Raw genomic sequence first — 25,279 nt, 5'->3', positions numbered from 1 at the left:
ATGCTCGGACATTCTGCTGGAGATGGCCGTTGAAAGCCCTCGACGAACTGACCTTCGACAACCGCTTCGCTCGCCTGGGCGACGCGTTCTCAACCCATGTCCTGCCCGAGCCCATCAGCGAGCCGCGCCTGGTGGTGGCCAGCCCCGCCGCCATGGCCCTGCTGGACCTCGACCCGGCGGTGACCGAGACCCCAGTGTTTGCCGAGCTGTTCGGCGGCCACAAACTCTGGGCCGAAGCCGAACCCCGGGCCATGGTCTACTCCGGGCACCAGTTCGGTTCCTATAACCCGCAACTGGGCGATGGCCGCGGGCTATTGCTGGGCGAGGTCTACAACCAGGCCGGCGAGCACTGGGACCTGCACCTCAAGGGGGCCGGGCAGACGCCCTACTCACGCATGGGCGATGGTCGCGCCGTGCTGCGCTCCTCGATCCGCGAGTTCCTCGCCTCGGAAGCCCTGCACGCATTGGGCATCCCGAGCAGCCGCGCGCTGTGCGTGATCGGCTCCAGCACACCCGTGTGGCGCGAGAAACAGGAACGGGCGGCGATGGTCCTGCGCCTGGCCCCGAGCCACGTGCGCTTCGGCCATTTCGAATACTTCTATTACACCAAGCGTCCCGAGCAGCAGAAGGCTCTCGGCGAACACGTCCTGGCGCTGCACTTCCCCGAGTGCCTGGAACAGCCGGAACCCTACCTGGCGATGTTCCGGGAAATCGTCGAGCGCAACGCCGAACTGATTGCCAAGTGGCAGGCCTATGGGTTCTGCCATGGGGTGATGAACACTGACAACATGTCGATCCTGGGGATCACATTCGACTTCGGACCGTTCGCTTTTCTCGACGACTTCGATGCCCACTTCATCTGCAACCACTCCGACGACCAGGGCCGCTACTCGTTCAGCAACCAGGTGCCGATCGGCCAGTGGAACCTCAGTGCCCTGGCGCAAGCCCTGACGCCATTCATCAGCGTCGAAGCTCTGCGCGAGGCCCTGAGCCTGTACCTGCCGCTGTTCCAGGCTCACTACCTGGACCTGATGCGCCGTCGCCTGGGCCTGACCACCGGTGAAGACAATGACCAGGCACTGGTCGAGCAGTTACTGCAATTGATGCAAAACAGCGCCGTCGACTACAGCCTGTTTTTCCGTCGCCTCGGTGATGAGGCACCCGAACAGGCCCTCGCCCGCTTGCGCGATGACTTTGTCGACATCCAGGGTTTCGATGCGTGGGGCGAGCGCTACAGGACCCGGGTGGCCCGTGAAGGGGTGGTCGACCAGGAACAGCGCCGCACGCGGATGCACGCGGTCAACCCGCTGTACATCCTGCGCAACTATCTGGCGCAAAAAGCCATCGATGCAGCAGAGAACGGCGACTATTCCGAAGTCCGGCGCCTGCACGCGGTGCTGAGCAAGCCGTTCGAGCAACAACCGGGAATGGACAGTTACGCCGAACGGCCGCCGGAATGGGGCAAACACCTGGAGATCAGTTGTTCGTCTTGAGGTGATATTCAGATAAACATCTAGGCAAAATGCTAAAGCAATCTTCCAAGCTCGGAATGCGAGCCAAAAACTCGTTGCATCAATCGGCCTGAGCCGGCTCAGGCCGCTTACCGTGCTTGAAAAGCACAAAGTCGCGATCAATATTAACCGTAGCGGCACTCTTGATAATGAACGCTAATCCAAAGCCGATCGCCACAAACAAACCTGAAACTTCAGGGTCTGCCGCGTAGAGGCTTGCAACCATACCGATCAAGAAATAAGGCAACATAATCAGCAAGGCCATCTTTCCCACGCGGGCGGCTGTTTGTAGCTTCTTGTCCAGCACCTGACGGTCACCTTCCTCAAGCAGAAGTTCCGAACCGCATTGATCGCAAGAGATCGGGTGTAGCTCGATCAGTTCAAACGCCTGCTGATACGAAGGTGTCAACAACGAACTGCAATGCCCGCAACTCATGTTTACATCATTGTAAGTAGTTGACTCGGCGACCGAAGCCGACTCATTTGTGTTACTCATGATTGTTAGATCCCTTCAGTTTGAAACGCTGACCACAGAGCCGCACGCAAAGCGTCAGACTAACAGCCTGATATTGAGCGGGAAGTCAGCTCATACGCCAATGCATGTAGGGTTTATCTTTATCTGAAGAAGGTAATGCCCTACAAACTGCCTTCTTGATAAACCAGATTCCGCCACCAGATCTTCTTCATAGATTGCCTTCCGAGAACTAATCATGACGTCCCCAAGCCTCATTCCCTGCCCTGCTTGCAACGGCCTCAACCGCATCCCTGCCGAGCGCCTGGGCGACCAGCCCAAATGCGGGCGCTGCAAGGCTGCGGTACTGTTGAACCAGCCGTTCGAGTTGAAACAGGCGGACTATGCCAGCCAGATCAAGGGTGACCTGCCGTTACTGGTGGATGTGTGGGCGGATTGGTGCGGGCCATGCAAGTCCTTTGCGCCGGTGTTCGCCCAGGCCGCCGGGCAGTTGCAGGGCAAATGCCGCCTGGCCAAGCTGGACAGCGAGGCCAATCAGCAACTGTCGGCACAGTTGGCGATTCGCTCGATTCCCAGCCTGATCCTGTTCAAGAACGGTCGGGAAGTGGCGCGCCAGAGCGGGGCCATGCCATTACCGCAATTGCTCGGCTGGTTGCGCGCCCAAGGCGTCTGATCGGCGCGTGAGGGGTCAGGAGTGTTCCAGCAGATTGTGCAGGTCGACGAACTGCTGGGTCAGTTTATGCCGAGGGTCGAGGTGGATCAGCGGCATGTTGGCCTGATGCGACTCACGCATACGCACTGAACTGCCCAGGTACACCGGCAACACGGGCAGGCCTTCGGCAATCAACTCATCGAGCATCTGCTGCGGCAGGCTGGCCCGAGCCTGGAATTGGTTGACCACAATGCCCTCGACCTCCAGGCCTTCGTTGTGGTCTTCCTTCAACTCTTCGATCTCTGCCAGCAGGCCGTACAGCGCCTGCCGGGAGAAGCTGTCGCAATCAAAGGGAATCAGCACGCGATCGGCGGCAATCAATGCAGAAACCGCATAAAAGTTCAGGGCCGGCGGGGTGTCGAGGTAGATCCGGTCGTAGTCTTCGGCCAGTTCGTCGAGCAATTTGCGCAGCTTGTTGATCTTGTGCTTGGCCTCCAGCTTGGGCTGCAGGTCGGCCAGTTCAGCCGTGGCGGTGATCACGTGCAGGTTGTCGAACGGGGTTTCATAGATATCCACCCGGTTCTTCTTGGAAAACGGCCCGGACGACAGGGTCTGCTTGAAGAAGTCGGCAATCCCCATCGGAATGTCATCGCCGGTCAGGCCGGTGAGGTATTGAGTGGAGTTGGCCTGGGCATCGAGATCCACCAGCAAGGTGCGATAGCCCTCGCTGGCGCTGACCGCCGCCAGATTGCAGGCAATACTGGATTTGCCCACGCCACCTTTCTGATTGAACACCACGCGCCGCATTGCAAAACCTCCATGTATCAAAGAATGACCGAGTGTAGTTGGCCTCGATGCCGCTTAGCTACCTTGACGGCAAACGGACTACAGAGTCAGCTGCAATCTATTCAAGATAACCGCCGTATTCCTCCGTTGACTGAAGAAATGGCTGGCAGATTATCCTGACGAAAACCGCAGAATTGCGCCGCTGCCCATTACTTGAGAACGCTCACCCTCTACCGAACAAAATGTAACCAGCATTTGCTACAAGCCAACAGCACCGGGATAATGCGCGACACTCGGCCGCCGTGCCACGCCAGGTCAGTCGCCGATCGAAACGACTCACCGCGTCAACGAAGCCCGCAGGGGCGGGAAGAATTCAGTGATCACATTCAGCATCGCCCAATGGCGCGCCTGGGCCCCTGGGCTCGTAAGCGTGGACGACTGGCAAGCCTGGAGCCGCCAACCGGTGGTACTCCCGGACAGCGCTGATGCCCCCGACGTGTCCTTTCTACCGGCCATGCAGCGCCGCCGCCTGAGCCGTCTGGCCCGAATGGCCTTCAGCGTCGGCTGGCCACTGGCCGAAGGGCGCGAGCAACTGCCTCTGGTGTTCGTGTCCCGTCACGGCGAAACCCCGCGCACCTTCGAGATCCTCAGCGACCTGGCGGCCGAGCAGCCGCTATCTCCTACCCAATTCAGCCTGTCGGTACACAATGCGATCATCGGACTGTGGTCGATCATGCGCGGTGAAACCAGCGAAATGACCGCCCTGGCCGCCGCCGGCGACGGCCTCGAACACGGCGTACTGGAAGCCGCGGCCCTGCTCGACGAAGGCGCACCGGCAGTGCTGCTGGTGGTGACCGAAGATCAGCCCCCCCAGGTCTACTCGCCGTGGATCGACGACGTGCCGTTCCCCTACGCCGTCGGCTTGCTGCTGACCCCCGGTAAAGACTGGCAGCTGTCCCTGAACAGCGCAGCGGATCCGTTGTCCAAAGCCCACTGGCCCCACGCGCTGAATCTGTTACCTGTGCTGCTCGGCCAGGAGACTTCTTGCCAACATGCCTGGAAAAATCGTGTATGGACCTGGCAACGCAATCCGTGACCGAAAAAAACCGCGACGCCTACTACTGGCGCCTGCTGGCGACGGCTGCCAGCTTTGCCCTGTTCGGGCTGGGCGGGCTGTGCCTGCGACTGCTGGTTATCCCGGTACTCGGTTGCTTGCCCGGGGATGCCCAGACCCACAGGCGGCGGGCACGCGCGATGGTGAGCCGGCTGTTCTGGTTGTTTGTGCGGTTCATGACCCGTACCGGCGTGCTGACCTACGACATCCAGGGTGCTGAACGCCTCGGACGTCCGGGTCAGATGATCATGGCCAATCACCCGTCGCTGATCGACGTGGTGTTTCTGATCGGCCTGGTGCGCCACGCCAATTGTGTGGTCAAGCAAAGCCTTTGGGAGAACCCCTTTACCCGCAGTCCGCTACGCTGCACTGAATACATCAGCAACGACGGCAGCATGGACATGCTCGATGCCGCCGCCGACGCACTCAGGAGCGGGCAAACCCTGATTATCTTCCCAGAAGGCACACGCACCCAGCCCGGCCAGCCACCGGCCTTCCATCGTGGAGGGGCGGCCATTGCCCTGCGAGGCGCGAGCATCCTCACCCCGGTGATAATCAAGGTCAGCCCGACTACCCTGACTAAAGCCGAACCCTGGTACCGGATCCCCAAGCGCCGCGTGCACTTCAGTTTCCGCGTGGGGGCCGATATAGACCCACAAGCCTTCGCCGCGATGGGGCCAGCGCCGCAGGCCTCGCGCAAGCTCAACGACTACTTGCATCACTACTTTATTAAGGAGCTCGCCGAAGATGAGCGAACTGCACCGTGAGATAAAACTGCTGATCATCGATTCCCTGGGCCTGGAGGATATCGGTGTCGATGACATTGGCGATGAACAGACGCTCTTCGGCGAAGGCCTGGGCCTGGACTCCGTGGATGCCCTGGAGCTGGGCCTGGCCATCCAGAAAAAGTACGGCATCAAGATCGACGCCGACGCCAAGGACACCCGCAACCACTTCATCAATGTGGCGAGCCTTGCGGCGTTCGTCACGGCAAAACAGGCAGCTTGAGACCGGACCATGCAAACTCGTGACGATATTTTCAACACCTTGCGCGATGCCCTGGTCGAACTCTTTGAGCTGGATCCGGCGCGCGTGAGTCTTGAATCCAACCTGTACCAGGACCTGGAGATCGACAGCATCGATGCCGTCGACCTGATCGACCACATCAAGCGCCAGACCGGCAAGAAAATCGCCGCCGAAGAGTTCAAGTCGGTGCGTACTGTCAGCGATGTGGTCGAGGCGGTCTATCGACTGGTTCAACCGGCAGCATGAGCCCAGTGATCGGCCTTGGCCTGTTGCTCACGGGCCTGCTGTACCCCTTTGCGGTGTATTACGGCATGGCGCACTTCGCCCCATGGCAATTCGCCTTGCTGCTGGGCAGCCTGTGGCTGGCCAGGGCCGTGACGGGTAAACGACGCCCCGGCGACGTGCTGATGGCCAGTGCGGTCCTGCTGTTTTGCCTGTTGCTGGTGTTGTTCGACAGCCCGGACCTGCTGCGCTGGTACCCGGTGCTGATCAGCGGCCTGTTGCTGGGGCTGTTCGGTACGAGCCTGAAGTACGGCCCGTCGATGGTCGAGCGCCTGGCACGCCTGCGCGAGCCGCAGTTGCCGCAAAAGGCCATTCGCTATACCCGCCATGTGACGGTTGCCTGGTGCCTGTTTTTCTTGTGCAACGGCTTGTGTGCTGCCGCCCTGACCCTCTGGGCACCGCTGAGTTGGTGGGCGCTGTACACCGGGCTGATTTCCTACGTTTTGATCGGTCTAATGTTTGCCATCGAGTGGCTCATACGACAACGGGTACGAGGCCACCCATGAACTGGATAAAACTTGAGCACCTGTTGCTCAAGACTCAAACACAACGGGCCGTGACCACCTGCCCGGCGCTCGACCATGCGCGCCTGTGCGAGCAGGCGCTGAGCTTGGCTGCCGGCCTGCAGGCCCGCGGCGTGCAGCACATCGCCGTGCACCTGGAAGACGCCGCCGACCTCGCCATCGCCCTGCTCGGCGCCTGGCGTGCCGGGGTCAGCGTCTTGCTGCCCGCCGACCTGCAAGCCCACACCCGTCAACGCTGGAGCCGCGAAGTCACGCTGTGGCTGAGCGACCAGCCGGATGATGCCTGCCTGGCCGATTTCCGCGACCCGCCACTGGCACCCGCCGCCCTGGACCTCGATCGCGGCCAACTGAGCCTGTGCACCTCCGGCTCCAGCGGCGAACCCAAGCGCATCGACAAGTCCCTGCGCCAACTGGCCAACGAAGTCCAAGCCCTGGAGCAACTGTGGGGCGCGGACCTGGGCGACGCCTGCCTGATTGGCAGCGTCGCCACCCAGCACATCTACGGCCTGTTGTTTCGCGTGCTCTGGCCGCTGTGTGCCGGGCGCCCGTTCGTGCGCAAGCAACTGGCATTCCCCGAAGACCTGCAGCGCGCCAGCCGCGAACACCCGGCCTTTGCCTGGGTCGCCAGCCCGGCCCTGCTCAAGCGCATGGGCGACAACCTCGACTGGCCGGCGCTGAGTGCCGTACGCCGGGTGTTTTCTTCCGGCGGCGCGCTACCGGCCGAAGCCGCGCAACGCCTGCACGACCGGCTGCAGCAATGGCCGACGGAAATCCTCGGCAGCTCGGAAACCGGTGGCATTGCCTGGCGTCAGGGGCACGAACCCTGGCAGCCCTTTGCCGGCGTCCAGTTGCACCAGGACAGCGACGGCGCCTTGCTGATCGCCTCGCCCTACCTGCCGCCCGGTCATGTCGAACACACTGCCGATGCCGCCCGCATCGGCGCGGACGGGCGCTTCGAACTGCTGGGGCGCCTGGACCGGATCGTCAAGCTGGAAGAAAAACGCATTTCCCTGCCCATGCTCGAACAGGCCCTGGTGACCCACGACTGGGTCGCCGAAGCCCGCCTGGGCGTGGTCCAGGAAAACCGTGCCTCGCTCGGTGCGGTGCTGGTCCTCAGCGAAACGGGCCTGCATGCCTTGCGCAACATCGGTCGGCGCAACCTGACCCAGGCCCTGCGCGAACACCTCAACCAACATTGCGAAGCCCTGGCACTGCCCCGCCGCTGGCGCTTGTTGCGGCAGCTGCCGATGAATGCCCAGGGCAAACTCCCACAGAAAACCATTGATGCCCTGCTGCTGGCGCCGCGCCCCAAGACCCCGGAGGTGCTGGAGCAGAGTGAAGACGAGGGTCAGTGGAGCCTGCAACTGGCCGTGCCGCCGGACCTGGCCTACTTCAGCGGTCACTTCCCCCTGGCGCCAGTGCTGCCGGGCGTGGTGCAGGTGGACTGGGCCTTGAAACTGGGCCAGCAGTTGATGAACCTGCCGCCACAGTTCGCCGGCATGGAAGTGCTCAAGTTCCAGCAACTGGTGCGCCCCGGCGATGAAATCCAGTTGCACCTGCGCTTCGACGCCACACGCGGCAAGCTGTACTTCACTTACCGCAATGCCACCGCCACCTGCTCCAGTGGGCGGATCCTGCTCGAGACCGCAATTGATGCATAACCCTTGCGCGGTGATCCCGGTCTACAACCACGAAACCGCCATCACCCGGGTGGTCGAGGCCCTGCTGGCTGCCGATTTGCCGTGCATCCTGGTGGACGATGCCAGCAGCCCGGCCTGCGCCGCAGTACTGGATACCCTGGGCCAACGACACCAGGTGTTTGTGTTGCGCCTGAGCGTCAATCAAGGCAAAGGCGGCGCGGTGATGCACGGTCTGCGCGAAGCTGCGCGCCTGGGCTTCAGCCACGCCCTGCAGGTGGACGCCGACGGCCAGCACGACCTGCAGGACGCCGCACGCTTTATCGCCTGCTCCAAAGCCCACCCCGAGGCGCTGGTCTGCGGCTACCCGCTGTACGACGCCAGCGTGCCAAAAAGTCGCCTGTACGCCCGCTACCTGACGCACGTGATGGTCTGGATCAACACCCTGTCGTTGCAGATCCGCGACTCCATGTGTGGCTATCGGGTTTATCCGCTGCCACCGACCCTGGCCCTGATCGACTCGGCCCACATCGGCCAGCGCATGGACTTCGACTCCGACATCCTGGTGCGCCTGGCCTGGCGCAACCAGCCCATGCTGTGGCTGCAAACCCGGGTGCACTACCCGCTGGACGGCGTGTCGCACTTTCGCCTGTTCCACGACAACGTACTGATCACGCGCATGCACACCCGGCTGTTCTTCGGCATGCTGCTGCGCTCGCCCGCACTGCTCTGGCGGCGGTGGCGCCCATGAGCGGCAACGCCGATAACACGCACTGGGCGGACCGCGAAGAGCGCGGCAGTTTCTGGCTGATGAAATTCACCGCCAGCGCTGTCCGCTTGCTCGGGCGACGTGCATTGAGCCCGCTGCTGTATGGCATCGTCCTGTACTTTTTCCTGTTTGGCCGCAATGCCCGCCAGAGCGCCTGGCAGTACCAGCAGCGCCTGGCCGACTGGAGCGGTCGCGACGACTTGCGTCCCAGCCATTGGCGGGTGTTCGGCCAGTTCATGGCCTTTGCCGACTCGATGCTCGACAAGCTCGACGTCTGGAACGGCAAGCTGAGCATCGAGCAGATCGAGATCAACGACCCGGCCCTGCTGCGCAATCAACTGCGCGGTACCCGCGGGCAACTGCTGGTGGGCGCCCACCTGGGCAATCTCGAGGTGTGCCGCGCACTGGCGGAGATCGGCGAGCGGGTCACCATGAACGTGCTGGTGCACACCAAGCACGCCGAGCAGTTCAACCGCTTGCTGGGGGAAGCCGGGGCTACCAACCTGCGGCTGATCCAGGTCAGCGAGCTGGACCCGCTGACCATGCTGCAGCTGCATGAGCGCCTGGAGCGTGGCGAATGGTTGGCGATTGCCGGTGATCGCGTGCCCCTGCACGGTGGGCGCAGCGTGACCGTGGACTTCCTCGGCCATCCGGCGGCGTTCCCGCAAGGCCCGTGGTTGCTGGCCGGCTTGCTGAAATGCCCAGTCAATCTTCTGCTGTGCCTGAAACAACCCGCGGGCCACTACCGACTGACCCTCGAACCCTTCGCCGAGGCGATACGGTGGAAACGCAGCGAACGCGAGCAAGTCATTCATCAGTGGGCTTCCCGGTATGCCGACCGCCTGAGTCACTATTGCCTGCAAGCGCCCCAACAATGGTTCAACTTTTACCCTTTCTGGAAAGCCGATGACGACGCCCACGCTTGAGCCGGTAACCTTCGGCGAACTCCCCTTGCGCATCGAGGACGTGCTGGCCCTGGCCAACCGCCAGGCCCCCGCGCGGCTGCAAAGCGACAGCGCCTACCGCGAGCGCATCGCCAAGGGCGCCCGGTTTCTCGATTCGTTGCTGGACAAGGAAGGCGTGATCTACGGCGTGACCACCGGGTACGGCGACTCCTGCGTGGTGGCGGTACCGCTGCACCACGTCGAGGCCCTGCCCCGTCACCTGTACACCTTTCACGGCTGCGGCCTGGGCCAGTTGCTAGATGCCCAGGCCACCCGCGCCGTACTTGCCGCACGCCTGCAGTCGCTGTGCCACGGTGTCTCCGGGGTTCGGGTGGAGTTGCTGGAACGCCTGCAGGCCTTTCTCGACCAGGACATCCTGCCGCTGATTCCCCAGGAGGGCTCGGTGGGCGCCAGCGGTGACCTGACGCCGCTGTCCTACGTGGCCGCGACCCTGTCCGGCGAGCGTGAGGTGCTGTGGCGCGGTGAGCGCCGCACCTCGGCCGAGGTCCACCGCGAACTCGGCTGGTTACCGCTGGTGCTGCGTCCCAAGGAAGCCCTGGCGCTGATGAACGGCACTGCCGTGATGACCGGCCTGGCCTGCCTGGCCTTCGCCCGCGCCGACTACCTGCTGCACCTGGCCACGCGCATCACCGCGCTGAATGTGGTCGCCCTGCAAGGCAACCCGGAGCACTTCGACGAGCGCCTGTTCGCCGCCAAGCCTCACCCAGGGCAGATGCAGGTCGCCGCCTGGTTGCGCCAGGACCTGGCGATCGATGCGCCCACTGCGCCCCTGCATCGCCTGCAAGACCGTTACTCCCTGCGCTGCGCGCCCCATGTGCTGGGCGTGCTGGCGGACAGCCTGAACTGGCTGCGCTCATTCATCGAGATTGAACTCAACAGCGCCAACGACAATCCGATCATCGATGCCGAAGCCGAGCGCGTGCTGCACGGCGGGCACTTCTACGGCGGGCATATCGCCTTCGCCATGGACAGCCTGAAGAACCTGGTGGCCAACGTCGCCGACCTGCTGGACCGCCAGCTCGCCTTGCTGGTGGACGAACGCTACAACCATGGCCTGCCGAGCAACCTGTCGGGCGCCAGCGCCGAGCGGGCCATGCTCAACCATGGCTTCAAGGCGGTACAGATCGGCACCAGTGCCTGGACCGCCGAAGCGCTGAAAAACACCATGCCGGCCAGCGTGTTCTCACGCTCCACCGAATGCCACAACCAGGACAAAGTGAGCATGGGTACCATTGCCGCCCGCGACGCGATCCGCGTGCTGGAACTGACCGAGCAGGTCGCTGCCGCCACCTTGCTGGCTGCCCAGCAAGGGGTATGGCTACGTAGCCAGGCAGCCGATGCCCGGCCCTTGCCGCCGGCACTGGCGGCCATGCACGCGGAACTGGCCAAGGACTTTGCCCCGGTCATCGAAGACCGCGCCCTGGAAGGCGAATTGCGCCTGTGCCTGCAACGAATCGGCGAACAACACTGGAGGCTGCATGCGTAGCAAAGGAGTGCTGCACCACGACACGCAGATCCGCGTGCCATTCTTTGACGTCGACAGCATGCAGGTGGTCTGGCATGGCCATTACGTGAAGTACCTGGAGATCGCCCGCTGCGCCCTGCTCGACAGTCTGGGCCACAACTACAACGCCATGCAGAGTTCCGGCTACGCCTGGCCGGTGATCGACCTGCAGTTGCGCTACGTGCGCGGCGCGGTATTCGGCCAGACGCTCAACGTGCGGGCCAGCCTGGTGGAGTGGGAAAACCGCCTGAAGATCAACTACCTGATCAGCGATCTCGCCAGCGGCGAGCGCCTGACCCGAGCCTGCACAGTGCAGGTCGCGGTCGACCTGGCCAGCCGCGAGATGCAGTTGGCTTCGCCGAAAGTGTTCACCGATGCCGTCACGAGAGCCCTCGAATGATGCACACCCCCCCTGTAGGAGCGAGCTCGCTCGCGAAGGTCGTCAACGATAACGCTGCACGCCTGGTATTGCGACGCGTCCTCAGGTTCTTCGCGAGCAAGCTCGCTCCTACCGGAATGGGGGTATTACTGAGCTTCAGCGCACAGGCATTCGACCTGCAACAGCTCAGCACTCAACTGGCCAAGCCCGCGGTGATCCACGGCCAGTTCATTCAGGAGAAACACCTGCGCGCCCTGCCCCAACCGTTGACCAGCCAAGGCACCTTCGTGCTGGCCAGGGATCACGGCTTGCTCTGGTTGCTCAAGACGCCACTGCAGCAGGACTACCGCATCACCACCCAAGGCATCGCCCGGCGTGACGCCAACGGCTGGCAGATGCTGCCGGGCAAAAGCGCCGGCGCCGAGCAAAACCGTTTATTCCTCGCCGTGCTGCAAGGCGACAGCAGCGGCCTTCAGCGCGATTTCGACCTGGCGCTCAGTGGCGATGCCCAACGCTGGCACCTGACCCTGACCCCACGCTCGCTGCTGCTCAAGCAAGTGTTCCAGCAGATCAACATCGACGGCGGCGAACTGGTGCAGCGCATCGAACTGCTGGAAACCCAGGGCGACAGCACCCTGCTGCGGATGCAGGACAGCACGGCCGAGCAACCACTCAGTGACGCGGAGCAACATGACTTTGCTCAGTGAACGCAGGCTGCCCTGGCTGTTCCTGGGCCTGCTGCTGGTGGTGCTCGCGCTCGGCGCCTGGCAATGGCGTGACGGCGCCCCCTTATCGGCCAACCTCATGGAGCTGGCACCCGGCACCACCCCTGACGCGCTGGAACTGCGCGCCGAACAGCGTATGCAAGAACCGCTGAACCGGGAAATGTTGGTGCTGGTCGGCCATTCGCAGCGCAGTCAGGCCATCCTCATGGCACAGGCCCTCGGTGCTCAATGGCAGGCCAGCGGCCTGTTCGAAAAGGTCCAGTGGGATTTGCAGGCCGATCTGCCGGCCCTGCGCAACCAACTGCTGCAAGGTCGCCTGGCGATGCTGGCGAAGACCGACCGGCAACAATTGGTGGACCAGCCCGACGCCTTTATCCAGCAACGCCTGCAAGCCCTGTTCGACCCCTTCAGCGGCTTCAGCCTGGTGCCCAGCCAGGACGATTGGCTGGGCCTGACCGGGCGCATCCAGAACAGCCAGCCGCAACGCGGCGTGGTGCAACTGGACATCGGCAGCGGCACATTGATTGCCGACGCCGACGGCAAGAGCTGGGTCCTGCTGCGGGCCCGCACCACCGGCAATGCCTTCGACATGCAACTGCCGCTGCAAGTGGCCGGGCTGCTCGAACGCAGCCGCGAACAGGCCGCCCAGGCTGACGTGCAACTGCTCGCGGCCAGCGGCCTGCTGTATGCCGCTGCCGGTCAACAGCAAGCGACCCGGGAAATGACCTGGGTGGGCGGCGGTGCCACCCTGGGGATCCTGCTCCTGCTGTTGCTGGCTTTCCGCCGCTGGCGGGTGCTGCTGGCGTTCGTCCCGGTGCTGGTGGGCATGCTGTTTGGCGCGGTGGCCTGTGTCGCGCTGTTTGGGCATATGCACGTGATGACCCTGGTCCTGGGTTCCAGCCTGATCGGCGTGGCGGTGGATTACCCGCTGCATTACCTGTCCAAGAGCTGGAGCCTGAAACCCTGGCGCAGTTGGCCGGCCTTGCGCCTGACCTTGCCGGGGCTGACCCTGAGCCTGATCACCAGTTGCATCGGCTACCTGGCTCTGGCCTGGACCCCCTTCCCGGCCCTGACTCAGATCGCCGTGTTCTCGGCCGCCGGACTGCTCGGCGCCTACCTGTCGGCGGTGTGCCTGCTGCCGGCGCTGCTCAAGGGCCTGGAGCTGAACCCGGCGCAGTGGCCGCTGCGGATCTGCGAAGGATTACTCAGCCTGCGCGAAGCCCTGCTCAAACACCTTCGCACCCCCGTATTGCTCGCACTGTTGCTCGCCTTCTGTGCCGGTGGCCTGTTGCAACTGCACAGTCGCAACGACATCCGCCAATGGGTCGGAGCGCCCGCGCAGCTCACCGAAGAAGCGCGGGCCATCGCACGGATTACCGGGTATCAGCCCACCAGTCAGTTTTTCCTGGTGCGGGCCGCCAACCAGGAGCAATTGCTGGAGCGCCAGAGCGCCTTGAGCGAACGCCTGGAGCAACTGGTCAACCTGGACAAACTCGAAGGTTTCCTGGCGCTCGATCAACTGGTCAGTGCTCCCAGCATCCAGCAGCAAGTACGCGAAGCATTGGCCAAACTCCCCCAACACTGGCAACCCCTGCAGGCCCTCGGCGTCTCGAACGAGGCTCTGCAGGCGGAATTGGCGGCGTTGCAGGCGCTGCCGGTGCAGGATATCGACGCCGCCTTGCTCGGGCCGCTGGCAGAACCCTACCTCGCCCTCTGGCTGGGCCCGAACGCCGAGGGTGTGGCGGCCAAGGTCAGCCTGCAAGGCTTGAATGACCCCGCGTTGCTGCGGGTGCAAACCCAGGATTTGCCCGGTGTGGTGCTGGTGGACCGCCTCGGCGACCTGAACCGGATGTTCGCGGCCACGCAAATCAGCGCCGCCGAATTGAAACTCGCGTCCTGCGTGTTGATCGTGCTGGTGCTGATCCTGCCCTTTGGCCTGGGCGGTGCCCTGCGCATCGTCCTCCTGCCCTTGCTGGCCGCCTTGTGTAGCCTGGCCAGCCTGGGCTGGCTGGGGCAACCCCTGACCCTGTTCAGCCTGTTCGGCCTGCTGCTGGTCACGGCGATCAGCGTCGATTACGCGATCCTGATGCGCGAACAGGTGGGGGGCGCGGCGGTGAGCCTGCTCGGCACCCTGCTGGCGGCGCTGACCACCTGGCTGTCGTTCGGCCTGCTGGCGGTGTCCAGCACCCCGGCGGTCAGCAACTTCGGCCTGGCGGTCAGCCTGGGCCTGGTGTTCAGCTTCATCCTCGCGCCGTGGGCGGGAAGCCAGGCCCACACCGCGCCACGCCGGGAGCTGGGAGCATGCTGATTGTCCTGTTCTGGCTCCTGGCCCTGGCGCTGTTCGCCGCGGCCACCTACGTCGGCCGACACCTGGGCCTGATTCCGATTGTCAGCCAATTGCTGCTGGCCACCTTCGGCCTGCCGTTGCTGATGTACTTCTGGATCGAGCCGGGCTGGCAGCTCACGGGCGCCGAACTGATTGCCCCGGGGTGGCTGAAAAACCTCTACAGCCTGGGTTTTGCCTTGCTGCTGGGGCATATCCTCAGCGACGTGATCGACCTGCGCCTGGACCGCCAGAGCCTGAAGATCGCCCTGCCGAGTTTTTGCCTGCCCTTCGCCTGCGGCCTGGCCACGGCCTTCTGGCTATTGCCGGCGCAACCCTGGATCAGTTCCCTGGCGGTCGGCCTGCTGTTCGCCATCACCGCGATCCCGGTGTTGTACCTGTACCTGCGCCACATCGGCTATCCCGCGGCCGCGACCCGGCGCCTGGTGCAAACGGCAATCCTCATCGACCTGACCTGCTGGACCCTGTTCGCCGTGGCCCAGGGCAGCCTGCACCTGAGCAGCCTGTTACTGCCGCTGGCCGGTGCATGCACGCCGCTGCTCCTGCGCTTGCTCGGGCTGCGCCAGCCGCTGATCTACAGCGCCGGGTTTTTCCTGTTGCTGGTGGCGGCCGAGCACTACAGGCTCAATGCGCTGATCCTCGGCATCGGCTACCTGCTGTTGATGGCCGCCTTGAAGGTCGCGCTGGTACTGCCCTTGCCGGCGGTGTGGATGAACTGGGTGCAGACCTGGGTCGCCATCCCGCTGATCCTGACTTTCGGCATTGTGCAGATCGACGTGCACAGCGCCCTCGACAGCCTGGGCTGGCATCAGTTGCTGGCCCTGCTGCTGTTGCCGATCGCCAGCAAGTTGCTCGGCAACTGGCTGGGCCTGGGCTGGGCTGGACTCTCGTTCGAAGGCGCCAGTCGCTGGCGCGAGAGTGTCCTGCTGAATATTCGCGGGTTGAGCGAGATCGTCTTTCTCAACCTGTTGCTGCAACAACAGCTCATCAGTGGCGCGCTGTACTTCGCGCTGATGCTGATGGGGCTCGTCGCGACGCTGCTGCCGGCCTTGCTCGGCATGCACCGCGCACCCGGAAACAGCGCCGCTACGGCAAGGAGTCCACGTGCCAACCGTTGAAATCGAACAGCGTCAGGTAGTGATCATCGGTGCCGGCCCCTCGGGGGCAATTGCCGCCGCGTTGCTCAAGCGCAAGGGCCACGATGTGCTGGTCATCGAACGCCAGCATTTCCCGCGCTTTTCCATCGGCGAGAGCCTGCTGTGTCACTGCCTGGACTTCGTCGAGGAAGCCGGCATGCTCGACGCCGTCAACGCCGCCGGGTTCCAGTTGAAGAACGGTGCCGCCTTCGCCTGGGGCGAGCACTACAGCGCCTTCGACTTTGGCGACACCTTCAGCGCCGGCAAACCGACCACCTTTCAAGTGCAGCGCGCCGATTTCGACAAGCTGCTGGCCGACCAGGCCGCCTTGCAGGGGGTGGAAATCCGCTACGGCGAGGCCATCGTCAGCGTCGATGTCGAGCGCCCGCAACCGCACCTGCTGGTGCAGCGCGAGGACGGCAGCCAGTACCCGGTGCAAGCCGCCTTCATTCTCGACGCCAGTGGCTACGGCCGCGTCCTGCCGCGCTTGCTCGACCTCGAAGTGGCGTCGAATTTTCCGCTGCGCCAGGCGGTGTTCACCCACGTGCAGGACCGGATCGACAGCCCGGCGTTCGAGCGCGAAAAAATCCTCATCACCACCCACCCGACCCAACGCGACATCTGGTTCTGGACCATCCCGTTCAGCAACGGCCGCTGCTCGGTGGGCGTGGTCGCGGCCGCCGAGCATTTCGCCGGGCGCAGCGCCGATCTGGATGCTTGTCTGCGCGGCTTTATCGCCGAAACACCGAGCCTGGCCGGGGTCCTGGAAAACGCCGTGTGGGACACCGAGGCCAGGACCATCGGCGGCTACTCGGCCAACGTCAAGACCCTGCACGGGCCGGGGTTTGCCTTGCTGGGCAACGCCGCGGAGTTTCTCGACCCGGTGTTTTCCTCCGGCGTGACCATCGCCATGCGCTCGGCGAGCATGGCCGCCGCCGTCCTGGATCGCCAACTGCAAGGGCACCGCGTCGATTGGCAGCGCGAGTTCGCCGAGCCCCTCAAGCGCGGGGTCGACACCTTCCGTTGCTATGTCGAAGGCTGGTACGACGGCACCTTCCAGGATGTGATCTACCACCAGGGCGGCACCGCGGAGATCCGCCGCATGATCAGCGCGATCCTCGCCGGCTACGCCTGGGACGAACGCAATCCGTTTGTCAGCGAGTCCCGGCGCCGGCTGAACATGATCTCGCAGCTCTGTGCCCGGGATGCCACATGAGCCAGCGTGATCGTATCGCGCGCCTGATGCTGCTGGGCGCTGCCTTGCTGCTCAGTGCATGCGCCGGCCAGCCCCCCCTGCCCGCAGGGCAACCGGTGTTGGCGCTGCCGCTGCAACTGCACGTGCAACAATCCCAGGACCAGCAACGCCAGGACTGGGTGCTGGTGATCCAGCGTGAAGAACCCGGGATTCGCTGGTCGATGATGGACTTGCTGGGTATTCCCCAGGCGCGCCAGAAACTGGTGGATGGCCAGTGGCAGGCGGACGGCCTGCTGCCGCCCAACCCACAGGCCCGGGAACTGTTCGCTGCAATACTGTTTGCCCTGACGCCGCCCGACCAGTTGCAGGCCAACTACCCCAGCGCCTGGCAGCATGGCGCGCAACGCTCGCTGCCCACGCACTGGGACGTACGTTATGCCCAGCCCCTGAACTTTCAGCTCAGCCTGCCCCAGGGTCCGACCTATCAGGTCACGCCACTTCGCGGGGACACCCCATGACCGCCTACCTCAACGCCCTCGGGCTGGTCTGCAGCCTCGGCCGCGGCCAGCAGGAGGTCGCGCGCAATCTGTTCGCCGGGGACGGCTCGGGGATGCGGGTCGAGTCGGGCTGGGTGCCACAACGCGCCCTGCCGGTGGCGGCGGTCCAGGGCGAACTGGCAGCGATTCCCGGCCATCTGCGCCAGCACGCCAGTCGCAACAACCAGTTGTTGCTGGAAGCGGCCCTGCAGATCCGCGCCGACATCGACCAGGCGCTCCTGCGCTACGGAGCGCAGCGTATCGCTGTGGTGCTGGGCACCAGCACCTCGGGGATCGACGAAGCCAGCCAGGGCCTGGCCACCTATCTGCGAGACCAGCAGTTCCCCGCGGAATATGACTATCGGCAGCAGGAACTGGGCGCCCCGGCGGACTTTCTCGCCGACTGGCTACACCTCAGCGGTCCGGCTTATGTGATTTCCACCGCCTGCACCTCCAGTGCCCGCGCCCTGATGAGCGCCCAGCGCCTGCTCGACCTAGGGTTGTGCGACGCGGTGCTGTGCGGTGGCGTCGACAGCCTGTGCAAGCTGACGCTCAACGGTTTTTCGGCCCTGGAAGCGGTGTCCGAGCAACGCTGCAATCCATTTTCCGTGAACCGCAATGGCATCAACATCGGCGAGGCGGCGGTGCTGTTCCTGATGACCCGTTGTGCCAACGACCAACCGACGCTGGCCCTGCTCGGCAGCGGCGCCAGTTCCGATGCCCACCATATTTCCGCCCCCGAGCCCTCCGGTCGCGGCGCCCGGCAAGCGATGCACAAGGCCCTCGCCCGTGCCGGCCTGCAACCCGGGCAGATCAGCTACCTGAACCTGCACGGCACCGCCACCCAGCACAACGACGCGATGGAAAGCCAGGCCGTGGCCAGCCTGTTCCCGGCCGGCGTGCCGTGCTCCTCGACCAAACCCCTGACCGGCCACACCCTGGGTGCCGCCGGGGCCCTGGAAGCGGCGTTCTGCTGGTTGAGCCTGGGCGCGGACAACCCCGCCCACGCCCTGCCTCCCCACCTCTGGGACGGCCAGCCGGACCCAGGGCTGCCCGCGCTGCAGTGGGTGACCCCGGCCGATCGCCTGGCGTCCATTGGTCCGCGCTACCTGATGAGCAATTCCTTCGCCTTCGGTGGCAATAATGTCAGCCTGATTATCGGAGACGCACCATGATTGACTGGCCGCTCGCCGAACTGCTGCCCCACGCTGGCGACATGATCCTCATCGACCGGGTCCTGGGGTTCGACGAAGAACAGATTCACACCCAACTGACGGTCAAGCCCGACGGCCTGTTCAACCACCCGGACGGCAGCCTGCCGGCCTGGGTCGGCATCGAATTGATGGCCCAGAGCGTTGCCGCCTTTGCCGGTTGCCATGCCCGACGCCGCGGCAATGCTGTGGAGCTGGGGTTCCTGCTCGGCACCCGCAAGTTCGAATGCAACGTGGAGCACTTCCCGGCCGGCGCCGAGCTGACCATCCACGGGATCCGCTCCCTGGAAGACGACAACGGCATGGGCGTGTTCGAATGCCATATCCATGGCGCGGGCATTCACGCCAGCGCTCGCCTGAACGTGTTCCGCCCGCCCAAGGCAGCTCAATATCTCGATCAATCCAAGGAGTCCAGTGATGACTGAATTCGTACTGGTCACCGGCTCCAGCCGTGGCATCGGCCGTGCCATTGCTTTGCGCCTGGCCCAGGCCGGGCATGACATCGTGGTCCACTGCCGCAGCGGCCGGGCCGAGGCCGACGCGGTCCAGGCCGAGATCGAGGCCCTGGGCCGGCTCGCCCGGGTCCTGCAATTCGATGTCGCCGACCGCGCCCGTTGCAAAGCCGTGCTGGAGGCCGATGTCGAGGCCCATGGCGCCTATTACGGCGTGGTGCTCAACGCCGGCCTGACCCGCGACGGTGCATTTCCCGCCCTGAGCGAAGAGGATTGGGACCAGGTCATGCGCACCAACCTCGACGGCTTCTACAACGTGCTGCACCCGGTGATGATGCCGATGATCCGCCGCCGCGCCGCCGGCCGGATTGTCTGCATCACCTCGGTGTCGGGCCTGATCGGCAATCGCGGGCAGGTCAACTACAGTGCGTCCAAGGCCGGCCTGATCGGTGCGGCAAAGGCATTGGCGATTGAGCTGGGCAAGCGCAAAATCACCGTCAACTGTGTCGCACCCGGCCTGATCGACACCGCCATGCTCGATGACCACGTGCCGGTGGAAGAACTGATGAAAATGATCCCCGCACAACGCCTGGGCACCCCGCAAGAGGTGGCTGGCGCGGTGAATTTCCTGATGTCGGCGGAAGCCGCGTACATCACCCGCCAGGTACTGGCCGTCAATGGAGGCCTGTGTTGATGAAGCGCGTCGTTGTCACCGGCATGGCCGGCATCACCTCCCTGGGTAACGACTGGGCAACCATCGCCGGGCACTTCAAGGCCAACCACAGCGGCATCCGGCGCATGCACGAGTGGGATCGGTTCACGGAGCTGAACACCCGGCTGGCCGGCCCCATCGATGACTTCAAGGTGCCGGCCCACTGGACCCGCAAACAGCTGCGCAGCATGGGGCGGGTGTCCCGGCTGGCGGTCGGCGCGGCCGAGCGGGCCCTGGCCGATGCCGGCCTGCTGGGTGACGAGTCAATCAAGGACGGGCGCATGGGCGTGGCCTGCGGCTCATCCACCGGCAGCACCGACGAGATCAAGGCCTTCGGCAACATGCTGCTCAACTCGGTGGCCGAAGGGCTCAACGCCAACTCCTACGTGCGCATGATGCCCCACACCACGGCGGCCAATATCAGCATCTTTTTCGGCCTTACCGGACGCCTGATTCCCACCTCGAGCGCCTGCACAAGCGGTAGCCAGGGCATCGGCTACGCCTATGAGGCGATCAAGTTCGGACGCTTGCCGTTGATGCTCGCTGGCGGTGCCGAAGAGCTGTGCCCGACCGAGGCCATGGTGTTCGACGCGCTCTACGCCACCAGCCTGAAAAACGATGCCCCGCAATCCAGCCCACGGCCTTACGACACTGCGCGCGACGGCCTGGTGATCGGTGAGGGCGGTGGCATGCTGGTACTCGAAGAGCTCGAGCATGCCTTGGCCCGTGGTGCGCATATCCACGCTGAAGTCGTCGGTTTTGGCAGCAACGCCGACGGTCAGCACACCACCCGTCCGGAACAGAGCACCATGCGCCGGGCGATGGAGCTGGCGCTGGAAGACGCCGGCCTGGAGCCTTCAGCCATCGGCTACGTCAACGGCCACGGCACCGCGACCGAACAGGGCGACATCGCCGAAACCCTGGCCACCAGCAGCCTGTTTGGCAGCCGCATGCCCATCAGCTCGCAAAAGAGCTTCCTGGGCCACACCCTGGGCGCCTGCGGTGCCCTGGAGTCCTGGTTCAGCATCGAAATGCTCAACAGCGACGAATACGCCCACACCTTCAACCTCGACCACGTCGACCCCCAGTGCGGCGCGCTGGACTACCTGCGTGGCGAGTTCCGGCAGATGTGCAATCAGTACGTGATGAACAACAACTTTGCCTTTGGTGGGGTAAACACTTCGTTGATATTCAAGCGCTGGGCCTAGGTACTGCGCCTAGAGTATGGGGTCGGTCTTGAGGGTGAGGAGGTCGACAAACGCCTTGGCCATCGGCGACTTCTGGTCTTTGCGCTGGACCAGCCACACCGCCGACATGGCCAGCGGATCGAGCAGCGGACGGTAGACCACGCCGTCGATGCGCATCCGCTGGTAGGACGCCGGCAATACCGAGACGCCCAGCCCCGCCGCCACGAGGCCGATGATGGTCATGGCCTCGCCGGCTTCCTGGGCAAAATGTGGGCTGAATCCGGCGTCGCGCGCCAGGCTCAACAACTGGGCGTACAGGCCGCTGCCATAGCTGCGCGGAAAGAACACGAACGGCTCATGGGCCAGCGCTGACAGAAACAGGCCGTCCTCACTGCCCACCGACAGCGGGTCCTTGGCGCTGAGCACCGCCACCAGCGGCTCGCGGGTCAGTTCGACCACGTCCAGCGAGTCCGGCAGCGGCAAAGGCCGCATGATGCCGACCTGGATCGATTCGTCCACCAGGGCATCGGCGACCTGGGTGCTGCTCATTTCCCGCAGGTTCAGGTGCACGGCCGGGAAGCGCTGGCGAAAGGCAAAAATGGCTTGGGGAATGGTGGAGTTGAACGGTGCCGATGAGGTGAAACCGATCTTCAGTTCGCCCAGTTCGCCGAGCTGGGCCCGACGCGCCACATCCGCCGCCTTGTCGACCTGGGCCAGCACCAGGCGAGCCTCTTCGAGAAACAGGCGGCCGGCCTCACTGAGCTCGACCCGACGATTGGTACGCTCGAACAGGCGCGCCCCGACTTCCTGTTCCAGCACCTGGATCTGCTGGCTCAGCGGCGGCTGGGAGATGCCCAACACCTGTGCCGCGCGGCCGAAATGCAGTTCTTCGGCGACGGCGATGAAGTAGCGCAGGTGGCGCAATTCCATGAAAACTCCATTAGGTCGTAAAACCTCTTAAACAGGTCGAACAATATATTGGATAGAAACATTAGCCGGCTATATGCTTTTTTCATTGCCTGCCCGGCCGTGCACTCCTGAGGTCCCCCGTGAAAACTGCTGTTGCGCCACTCGTCCATGATCTTCCGCCTGCCGCACAGGATAGTGGGGGGGCCCAACTGCAGGAGGTGTACATCGAAAAAGGTACGCCGATGTTCCTGCGCACGGTGCTGGCACTGTTCAGCGGCGGCTTCGCCACCTTTGCCCTGCTGTACTGCGTGCAGCCGATGATGCCGCTGTTCTCCCAAGAGTTCTCGATCAATGCCGCGCAGAGCAGCCTGATCCTCTCGGTGTCCACCGGCATGCTCGCCATCGGCCTGTTGATCACCGGTCCCCTTTCCGACCGCATCGGCCGTAAACCGGTGATGGTCGCGGCGCTGTTCGCCGCCGCGCTGTGCACCCTGGGCAGTGCCATGATGCCGACCTGGGAAGGCATCCTGCTGATGCGCGCGCTGACCGGCCTGGCCCTCAGCGGCCTGGCGGCGGTGGCCATGACCTACCTCAGTGAAGAGATCCATCCCCAGCACATCGGCCTGGCGATGGGCCTGTACATCGGCGGCAACGCCATTGGCGGCATGTGCGGCCGGCTGATTGTCGGGGTGCTGATCGACTTCGTCAGCTGGCACACGGCAATGCTGGTGATTGGCGGGCTGGCGCTGATCGCCGCGGCGGTGTTCTGGAAGATCCTCCCCGAATCGCGCAACTTCCGCGCACGCTCGCTGCACCCGCGCAGCCTGCTCGATGGCTTCATGCTGCATTTTCGCGATGCCGGCCTGCCGCTGCTGTTCCTCGAAGCCTTTGTGCTGATGGGCGCCTTCGTCACGCTGTTCAACTACATCGGCTATCGCCTGCTGGCCGCGCCGTACCACATGGACCAGGCCTTGGTCGGCCTGCTGTCGGTGGTGTACCTGTCGGGTATCTACAGTTCGGCGAAGATTGGCTCCCTGGCCGACCGCCTGGGCCGGCGCAAGGTGCTCTGGGGCACCATCGTGCTGATGCTTGGCGGTCTGGCCGTGACCATGCTCAGTCCCTTGCCGCTGGTGATCATCGGCATGCTGATCTTCACCTTTGGCTTCTTCGCCGCGCATTCGGTGGCCAGCAGTTGGATCGGCCGCCGCGCCACCAAGGCCAAGGGCCAGGCATCGTCGCTGTACCTGTTCAGCTACTACGCTGGCTCGAGCATCGCCGGCACCGCTGGCGGCGTGTTCTGGCACATGGCCGGCTGGAACGGCATCGGCCTGTTCATCGGCGGCCTGCTGTTGATTGCGCTGCTGGTAGCGTTGAAGCTGGCGAAGTTGCCGACCCTGGCCGAGAGCGCCAAACCCTGACGCAAAAAAGGGCCGCATGGCGGCCCTTGGGGAGAAACACGGTCTTAGTTGAGGATTTCCACCAGGTCGACATCGATCTCACGCTTGATCAGGCCCTTTTCCACTTCACCGGTCAGCTTGACCTTGGTTTTGTCGTTGAAGGCCACAGCCGGTAGATCTTCATCATCGATTTCAACGGTGACGGTACCGCTGGAATCCTTGAACTCGTACTTGTCGTCGTTGTTCAGCTTCTTCATCACAAAGCCCTGCAGGACGACAGGTGTGTCGTCCGCCGCTTCGTTGGCGGCGGCCACCGTGGTGACGGGCTCGGCGCCCGGCCCGGTGTAACCGGCAGCCAGGACCGCGGTGCTGAACAGGGGGGCAACGAGCAGAGCGAGGTAGCGTGCTTTCATGGTGATGACTCCATCTGGATTTCGATGGACCCAGCGTAAACAGGCTCGCTGAATTAAAACTTAATCTGCGCGCAAAAAAATGCCCGGCAAGCGCCGGGCGTTTTTTATCGGGTCACGATCACTCGTGATACTGCGCCGACAACTCGTGCACCGCACGCAGGAAGGCACCGGCGTGTTCCGGATCGACTTCCGGGGTGATGCCGTGGCCGAGGTTGAACACGTGGCCGCTGCCTTTGCCGTAGCTGGCGAGGATCCGCCCGACTTCGCTGCGAATGGCTTCAGGCTTGGCGTACAGGACGGTCGGGTCCATGTTGCCTTGCAGGGCCACCTTGCTGCCGACGCGGTCACGGGCGCTGCCGATGTCGCAGGTCCAGTCCAGGCCCAAGGCATCAGCGCCCGTGTCGGCGATGCTTTCCAGCCACAGGCCGCCGCTCTTGGTGAACAGGATCACCGGCACTTTACGGCCTTCGTGCTCACGGATCAGGCCGCTGACGATCTTGCGCATGTAGGCCAGGGAGAATTCCTGGTACGCCGCCGCCGAGAGGGCGCCGCCCCAGCTGTCGAAGATCTGCACCGCTTGCGCACCGGCCATGATCTGGCCGTTGAGGTAGCTGGTGACCGTCTGCGCGAGCTTGTCCAGCAGCAGGTGCAGGGCTTGCGGGTTGTCATAGAGCATGGTTTTAGTCTTGCGGTAGTCTTTCGACGAGCCGCCTTCAACCATGTAGGTCGCCAGGGTCCATGGGCTGCCGGCAAAGCCGATCAACGGCACGCGGCCGTTGAGCTCGCGACGGATGGTGCTGACCGCGTCCATCACGTAGCCGAGGTCTTTGTGCGGATCAGGAATCGGCAGGGCTTCGATGTCGGCCAGGGTGCTGACGACTTTCTTGAAGCGCGGACCTTCGCCGGTTTCGAAGTACAGGCCTTGGCCCATGGCATCGGGGATGGTCAGGATGTCGGAAAACAGGATCGCCGCGTCCAGTTGCGGATAGCGGTCGAGCGGCTGCATCGTGACTTCGCAAGCGAACTCCGGGTTCATGCACAGGCTCATGAAGTCGCCGGCCTTGGCGCGGCTGGCGCGGTATTCAGGCAGGTAGCGACCGGCCTGACGCATCATCCACACGGGCGTGACGTCTACGGGTTGCTTGAGCAGGGCGCGAAGGAAACGGTCGTTCTTCAGGGCAGTCATGTCGGCATCCGGAAAAAAAGTGCGGGCATTTTCTCAGAGCCGGACACAAAAGGCACGGATGCAGGTCAGCCTTTTGTCTATCGGGTCAATTTGTCGCGCTGAAATGCAGGCTTTGCAGCAGCACAAAACACTAATGAAATGGTTACCCCCACCGCCCCTTGCGATAGCTCACTAAGCTTTCGCAAGGGGCCCATCGGAGACCATTCTCATGAACAACGTAGCTATCGCCGCCATCGACCTGGGTAAAAACTCCTT

Annotated in this window: 27 protein-coding genes; 22 read left to right on the top strand and 5 right to left on the bottom strand. The window is 63.8% G+C overall.

Going from position 1 to position 25,279, the window contains the following annotated elements; all coding sequences use genetic code 11:
* Positions 1–29: 29 nt before the first annotated feature.
* A complete protein-coding gene (selO, locus tag AACY45_RS13635; protein WP_339545966.1) occupies positions 30–1,493 on the top strand; it encodes a protein adenylyltransferase SelO in 1,464 nt (487 codons plus the stop codon).
* A 79-nt stretch (positions 1,494–1,572) separates the two neighbouring features.
* On the opposite strand, the gene AACY45_RS13630 is transcribed toward selO, so the two are convergent.
* Positions 1,573–2,007, bottom strand: a complete 435-nt coding sequence (locus tag AACY45_RS13630) for a hypothetical protein (protein WP_143501166.1) — start codon at positions 2,005–2,007, stop codon at positions 1,573–1,575.
* Positions 2,008–2,221: 214 nt separating this feature from the next.
* On the opposite strand from AACY45_RS13630, the gene trxC reads away from it, so the two are divergent.
* Positions 2,222–2,656, top strand: coding sequence for a thioredoxin TrxC (trxC, locus tag AACY45_RS13625; protein WP_339545965.1), 435 nt, complete (start codon positions 2,222–2,224; stop codon positions 2,654–2,656).
* 15 nt (positions 2,657–2,671) lie between these two features.
* Here the strand turns inward: trxC and AACY45_RS13620 are convergent, their stop codons facing one another.
* Positions 2,672–3,442, bottom strand: a complete 771-nt coding sequence (locus AACY45_RS13620; RefSeq protein ID WP_166592758.1) for a ParA family protein — start codon at positions 3,440–3,442, stop codon at positions 2,672–2,674.
* A gap of 355 nt (positions 3,443–3,797) precedes the next feature.
* Here AACY45_RS13620 and AACY45_RS13615 point away from each other — a divergent pair, with 355 nt between their 5' ends.
* The 19 genes from AACY45_RS13615 to AACY45_RS13525 are packed head-to-tail and all read left to right on the top strand — an operon-like array spanning position 3,798 to position 21,140.
* A complete protein-coding gene (locus AACY45_RS13615) occupies positions 3,798–4,517 on the top strand; it encodes a beta-ketoacyl synthase chain length factor (protein WP_339545964.1) in 720 nt (239 codons plus the stop codon).
* Positions 4,493–5,302, top strand: coding sequence for a lysophospholipid acyltransferase family protein (locus AACY45_RS13610; RefSeq protein WP_339545963.1), 810 nt, complete (start codon positions 4,493–4,495; stop codon positions 5,300–5,302). Before AACY45_RS13615 ends, AACY45_RS13610 begins: the two co-directional genes overlap by 25 nt.
* Positions 5,283–5,543, top strand: a complete 261-nt coding sequence (locus AACY45_RS13605; protein ID WP_095167183.1) for a phosphopantetheine-binding protein — start codon at positions 5,283–5,285, stop codon at positions 5,541–5,543. The genes AACY45_RS13610 and AACY45_RS13605 overlap by 20 nt, the downstream gene beginning before the upstream one ends.
* 9 nt (positions 5,544–5,552) lie before the next feature.
* The gene (locus tag AACY45_RS13600) at positions 5,553–5,807 is read left to right on the top strand and encodes an acyl carrier protein (protein ID WP_007947135.1); all 255 of its coding nucleotides are present in this window, start codon (positions 5,553–5,555) and stop codon (positions 5,805–5,807) included.
* Complete coding sequence (locus AACY45_RS13595; RefSeq protein WP_339545962.1) at positions 5,804–6,349, top strand: hypothetical protein; 546 nt, start codon at positions 5,804–5,806, stop codon at positions 6,347–6,349. Before AACY45_RS13600 ends, AACY45_RS13595 begins: the two co-directional genes overlap by 4 nt.
* A complete protein-coding gene (locus AACY45_RS13590; RefSeq protein ID WP_339545961.1) occupies positions 6,346–8,028 on the top strand; it encodes an AMP-binding protein in 1,683 nt (560 codons plus the stop codon). Before AACY45_RS13595 ends, AACY45_RS13590 begins: the two co-directional genes overlap by 4 nt.
* On the top strand, positions 8,021–8,755 hold the full coding sequence (locus tag AACY45_RS13585) for a glycosyltransferase family 2 protein (protein ID WP_339545960.1): 735 nt from the start codon (positions 8,021–8,023) through the stop codon (positions 8,753–8,755). The genes AACY45_RS13590 and AACY45_RS13585 overlap by 8 nt, the downstream gene beginning before the upstream one ends.
* The gene (locus AACY45_RS13580) at positions 8,752–9,699 is read left to right on the top strand and encodes an LpxL/LpxP family acyltransferase (protein WP_339545959.1); all 948 of its coding nucleotides are present in this window, start codon (positions 8,752–8,754) and stop codon (positions 9,697–9,699) included. Before AACY45_RS13585 ends, AACY45_RS13580 begins: the two co-directional genes overlap by 4 nt.
* Positions 9,680–11,224: an HAL/PAL/TAL family ammonia-lyase gene (locus AACY45_RS13575; protein ID WP_339545958.1), complete on the top strand. Its 1,545-nt coding sequence runs from the start codon at positions 9,680–9,682 to the stop codon at positions 11,222–11,224. Before AACY45_RS13580 ends, AACY45_RS13575 begins: the two co-directional genes overlap by 20 nt.
* Positions 11,217–11,642: an acyl-CoA thioesterase gene (locus AACY45_RS13570; protein ID WP_339545957.1), complete on the top strand. Its 426-nt coding sequence runs from the start codon at positions 11,217–11,219 to the stop codon at positions 11,640–11,642. The genes AACY45_RS13575 and AACY45_RS13570 overlap by 8 nt, the downstream gene beginning before the upstream one ends.
* On the top strand, positions 11,642–12,328 hold the full coding sequence (locus AACY45_RS13565; RefSeq protein ID WP_339546091.1) for an outer membrane lipoprotein carrier protein LolA: 687 nt from the start codon (positions 11,642–11,644) through the stop codon (positions 12,326–12,328). The genes AACY45_RS13570 and AACY45_RS13565 overlap by 1 nt, the downstream gene beginning before the upstream one ends.
* Entirely contained in the window at positions 12,312–14,654 is a 2,343-nt protein-coding gene (locus AACY45_RS13560; RefSeq protein WP_339545956.1) for an MMPL family transporter, read from the top strand. Before AACY45_RS13565 ends, AACY45_RS13560 begins: the two co-directional genes overlap by 17 nt.
* Positions 14,648–15,808 (top strand): sodium:proton antiporter, encoded by a 1,161-nt coding sequence (locus tag AACY45_RS13555; protein ID WP_339545955.1) that lies wholly within the window; start codon positions 14,648–14,650, stop codon positions 15,806–15,808. The genes AACY45_RS13560 and AACY45_RS13555 overlap by 7 nt, the downstream gene beginning before the upstream one ends.
* Positions 15,795–17,042, top strand: a complete 1,248-nt coding sequence (locus AACY45_RS13550; protein ID WP_339545953.1) for an NAD(P)/FAD-dependent oxidoreductase — start codon at positions 15,795–15,797, stop codon at positions 17,040–17,042. The genes AACY45_RS13555 and AACY45_RS13550 overlap by 14 nt, the downstream gene beginning before the upstream one ends.
* Positions 17,039–17,539 (top strand): hypothetical protein, encoded by a 501-nt coding sequence (locus AACY45_RS13545; RefSeq protein WP_339545952.1) that lies wholly within the window; start codon positions 17,039–17,041, stop codon positions 17,537–17,539. The genes AACY45_RS13550 and AACY45_RS13545 overlap by 4 nt, the downstream gene beginning before the upstream one ends.
* Complete coding sequence (locus AACY45_RS13540; RefSeq protein WP_339545951.1) at positions 17,536–18,732, top strand: beta-ketoacyl-[acyl-carrier-protein] synthase family protein; 1,197 nt, start codon at positions 17,536–17,538, stop codon at positions 18,730–18,732. The genes AACY45_RS13545 and AACY45_RS13540 overlap by 4 nt, the downstream gene beginning before the upstream one ends.
* Positions 18,729–19,193 (top strand): hotdog family protein, encoded by a 465-nt coding sequence (locus AACY45_RS13535; protein ID WP_339545950.1) that lies wholly within the window; start codon positions 18,729–18,731, stop codon positions 19,191–19,193. Before AACY45_RS13540 ends, AACY45_RS13535 begins: the two co-directional genes overlap by 4 nt.
* A complete protein-coding gene (gene fabG / locus AACY45_RS13530; RefSeq protein WP_339545949.1) occupies positions 19,186–19,914 on the top strand; it encodes a 3-oxoacyl-ACP reductase FabG in 729 nt (242 codons plus the stop codon). Before AACY45_RS13535 ends, fabG begins: the two co-directional genes overlap by 8 nt.
* A complete protein-coding gene (locus AACY45_RS13525) occupies positions 19,914–21,140 on the top strand; it encodes a beta-ketoacyl-ACP synthase (protein ID WP_339545948.1) in 1,227 nt (408 codons plus the stop codon). Before fabG ends, AACY45_RS13525 begins: the two co-directional genes overlap by 1 nt.
* A gap of 9 nt (positions 21,141–21,149) precedes the next feature.
* On the opposite strand, the gene AACY45_RS13520 is transcribed toward AACY45_RS13525, so the two are convergent.
* Complete coding sequence (locus AACY45_RS13520) at positions 21,150–22,049, bottom strand: LysR family transcriptional regulator (protein ID WP_339545947.1); 900 nt, start codon at positions 22,047–22,049, stop codon at positions 21,150–21,152.
* Positions 22,050–22,168: 119 nt separating this feature from the next.
* On the opposite strand from AACY45_RS13520, the gene AACY45_RS13515 reads away from it, so the two are divergent.
* Positions 22,169–23,446, top strand: a complete 1,278-nt coding sequence (locus tag AACY45_RS13515) for an MFS transporter (protein WP_339545946.1) — start codon at positions 22,169–22,171, stop codon at positions 23,444–23,446.
* A gap of 44 nt (positions 23,447–23,490) precedes the next feature.
* Here the strand turns inward: AACY45_RS13515 and AACY45_RS13510 are convergent, their stop codons facing one another.
* Complete coding sequence (locus AACY45_RS13510; protein ID WP_339545945.1) at positions 23,491–23,838, bottom strand: YgiW/YdeI family stress tolerance OB fold protein; 348 nt, start codon at positions 23,836–23,838, stop codon at positions 23,491–23,493.
* Between the two features lie 118 nt (positions 23,839–23,956).
* On the bottom strand, positions 23,957–25,024 hold the full coding sequence (gene hemE / locus AACY45_RS13505) for a uroporphyrinogen decarboxylase (protein ID WP_339545944.1): 1,068 nt from the start codon (positions 25,022–25,024) through the stop codon (positions 23,957–23,959).
* Positions 25,025–25,279: the final 255 nt, after the last annotated feature.

The sequence above is a fragment of the Pseudomonas sp. RA_35y_Pfl2_P32 genome, assembly GCF_963970735.1.
In the GTDB taxonomy this organism is placed as follows: domain Bacteria; phylum Pseudomonadota; class Gammaproteobacteria; order Pseudomonadales; family Pseudomonadaceae; genus Aquipseudomonas.
The sequence above is the reverse complement of the archived record's forward strand: the minus strand, read 5'-3'. Positions and strand labels throughout refer to the sequence as shown.

Coding starts and splice junctions, on each gene's coding strand:
- AACY45_RS13630 (WP_143501166.1), bottom strand. CDS start 2,007: ATGAGTAACACAAATGAGTCGGCTTCGGTCGCCGAGTCAACTACTTAC.
- trxC (WP_339545965.1), top strand. CDS start 2,222: ATGACGTCCCCAAGCCTCATTCCCTGCCCTGCTTGCAACGGCCTCAAC.
- AACY45_RS13620 (WP_166592758.1), bottom strand. CDS start 3,442: ATGCGGCGCGTGGTGTTCAATCAGAAAGGTGGCGTGGGCAAATCCAGT.
- AACY45_RS13610 (WP_339545963.1), top strand. CDS start 4,493: ATGGACCTGGCAACGCAATCCGTGACCGAAAAAAACCGCGACGCCTAC.
- AACY45_RS13605 (WP_095167183.1), top strand. CDS start 5,283: ATGAGCGAACTGCACCGTGAGATAAAACTGCTGATCATCGATTCCCTG.
- AACY45_RS13600 (WP_007947135.1), top strand. CDS start 5,553: ATGCAAACTCGTGACGATATTTTCAACACCTTGCGCGATGCCCTGGTC.
- AACY45_RS13595 (WP_339545962.1), top strand. CDS start 5,804: ATGAGCCCAGTGATCGGCCTTGGCCTGTTGCTCACGGGCCTGCTGTAC.
- AACY45_RS13590 (WP_339545961.1), top strand. CDS start 6,346: ATGAACTGGATAAAACTTGAGCACCTGTTGCTCAAGACTCAAACACAA.
- AACY45_RS13585 (WP_339545960.1), top strand. CDS start 8,021: ATGCATAACCCTTGCGCGGTGATCCCGGTCTACAACCACGAAACCGCC.
- AACY45_RS13580 (WP_339545959.1), top strand. CDS start 8,752: ATGAGCGGCAACGCCGATAACACGCACTGGGCGGACCGCGAAGAGCGC.
- AACY45_RS13575 (WP_339545958.1), top strand. CDS start 9,680: ATGACGACGCCCACGCTTGAGCCGGTAACCTTCGGCGAACTCCCCTTG.
- AACY45_RS13570 (WP_339545957.1), top strand. CDS start 11,217: ATGCGTAGCAAAGGAGTGCTGCACCACGACACGCAGATCCGCGTGCCA.
- AACY45_RS13565 (WP_339546091.1), top strand. CDS start 11,642: ATGCACACCCCCCCTGTAGGAGCGAGCTCGCTCGCGAAGGTCGTCAAC.
- AACY45_RS13560 (WP_339545956.1), top strand. CDS start 12,312: ATGACTTTGCTCAGTGAACGCAGGCTGCCCTGGCTGTTCCTGGGCCTG.
- AACY45_RS13555 (WP_339545955.1), top strand. CDS start 14,648: ATGCTGATTGTCCTGTTCTGGCTCCTGGCCCTGGCGCTGTTCGCCGCG.
- AACY45_RS13545 (WP_339545952.1), top strand. CDS start 17,039: ATGAGCCAGCGTGATCGTATCGCGCGCCTGATGCTGCTGGGCGCTGCC.
- AACY45_RS13540 (WP_339545951.1), top strand. CDS start 17,536: ATGACCGCCTACCTCAACGCCCTCGGGCTGGTCTGCAGCCTCGGCCGC.
- AACY45_RS13535 (WP_339545950.1), top strand. CDS start 18,729: ATGATTGACTGGCCGCTCGCCGAACTGCTGCCCCACGCTGGCGACATG.
- fabG (WP_339545949.1), top strand. CDS start 19,186: ATGACTGAATTCGTACTGGTCACCGGCTCCAGCCGTGGCATCGGCCGT.
- AACY45_RS13525 (WP_339545948.1), top strand. CDS start 19,914: ATGAAGCGCGTCGTTGTCACCGGCATGGCCGGCATCACCTCCCTGGGT.
- AACY45_RS13520 (WP_339545947.1), bottom strand. CDS start 22,049: ATGGAATTGCGCCACCTGCGCTACTTCATCGCCGTCGCCGAAGAACTG.
- AACY45_RS13510 (WP_339545945.1), bottom strand. CDS start 23,838: ATGAAAGCACGCTACCTCGCTCTGCTCGTTGCCCCCCTGTTCAGCACC.
- hemE (WP_339545944.1), bottom strand. CDS start 25,024: ATGACTGCCCTGAAGAACGACCGTTTCCTTCGCGCCCTGCTCAAGCAA.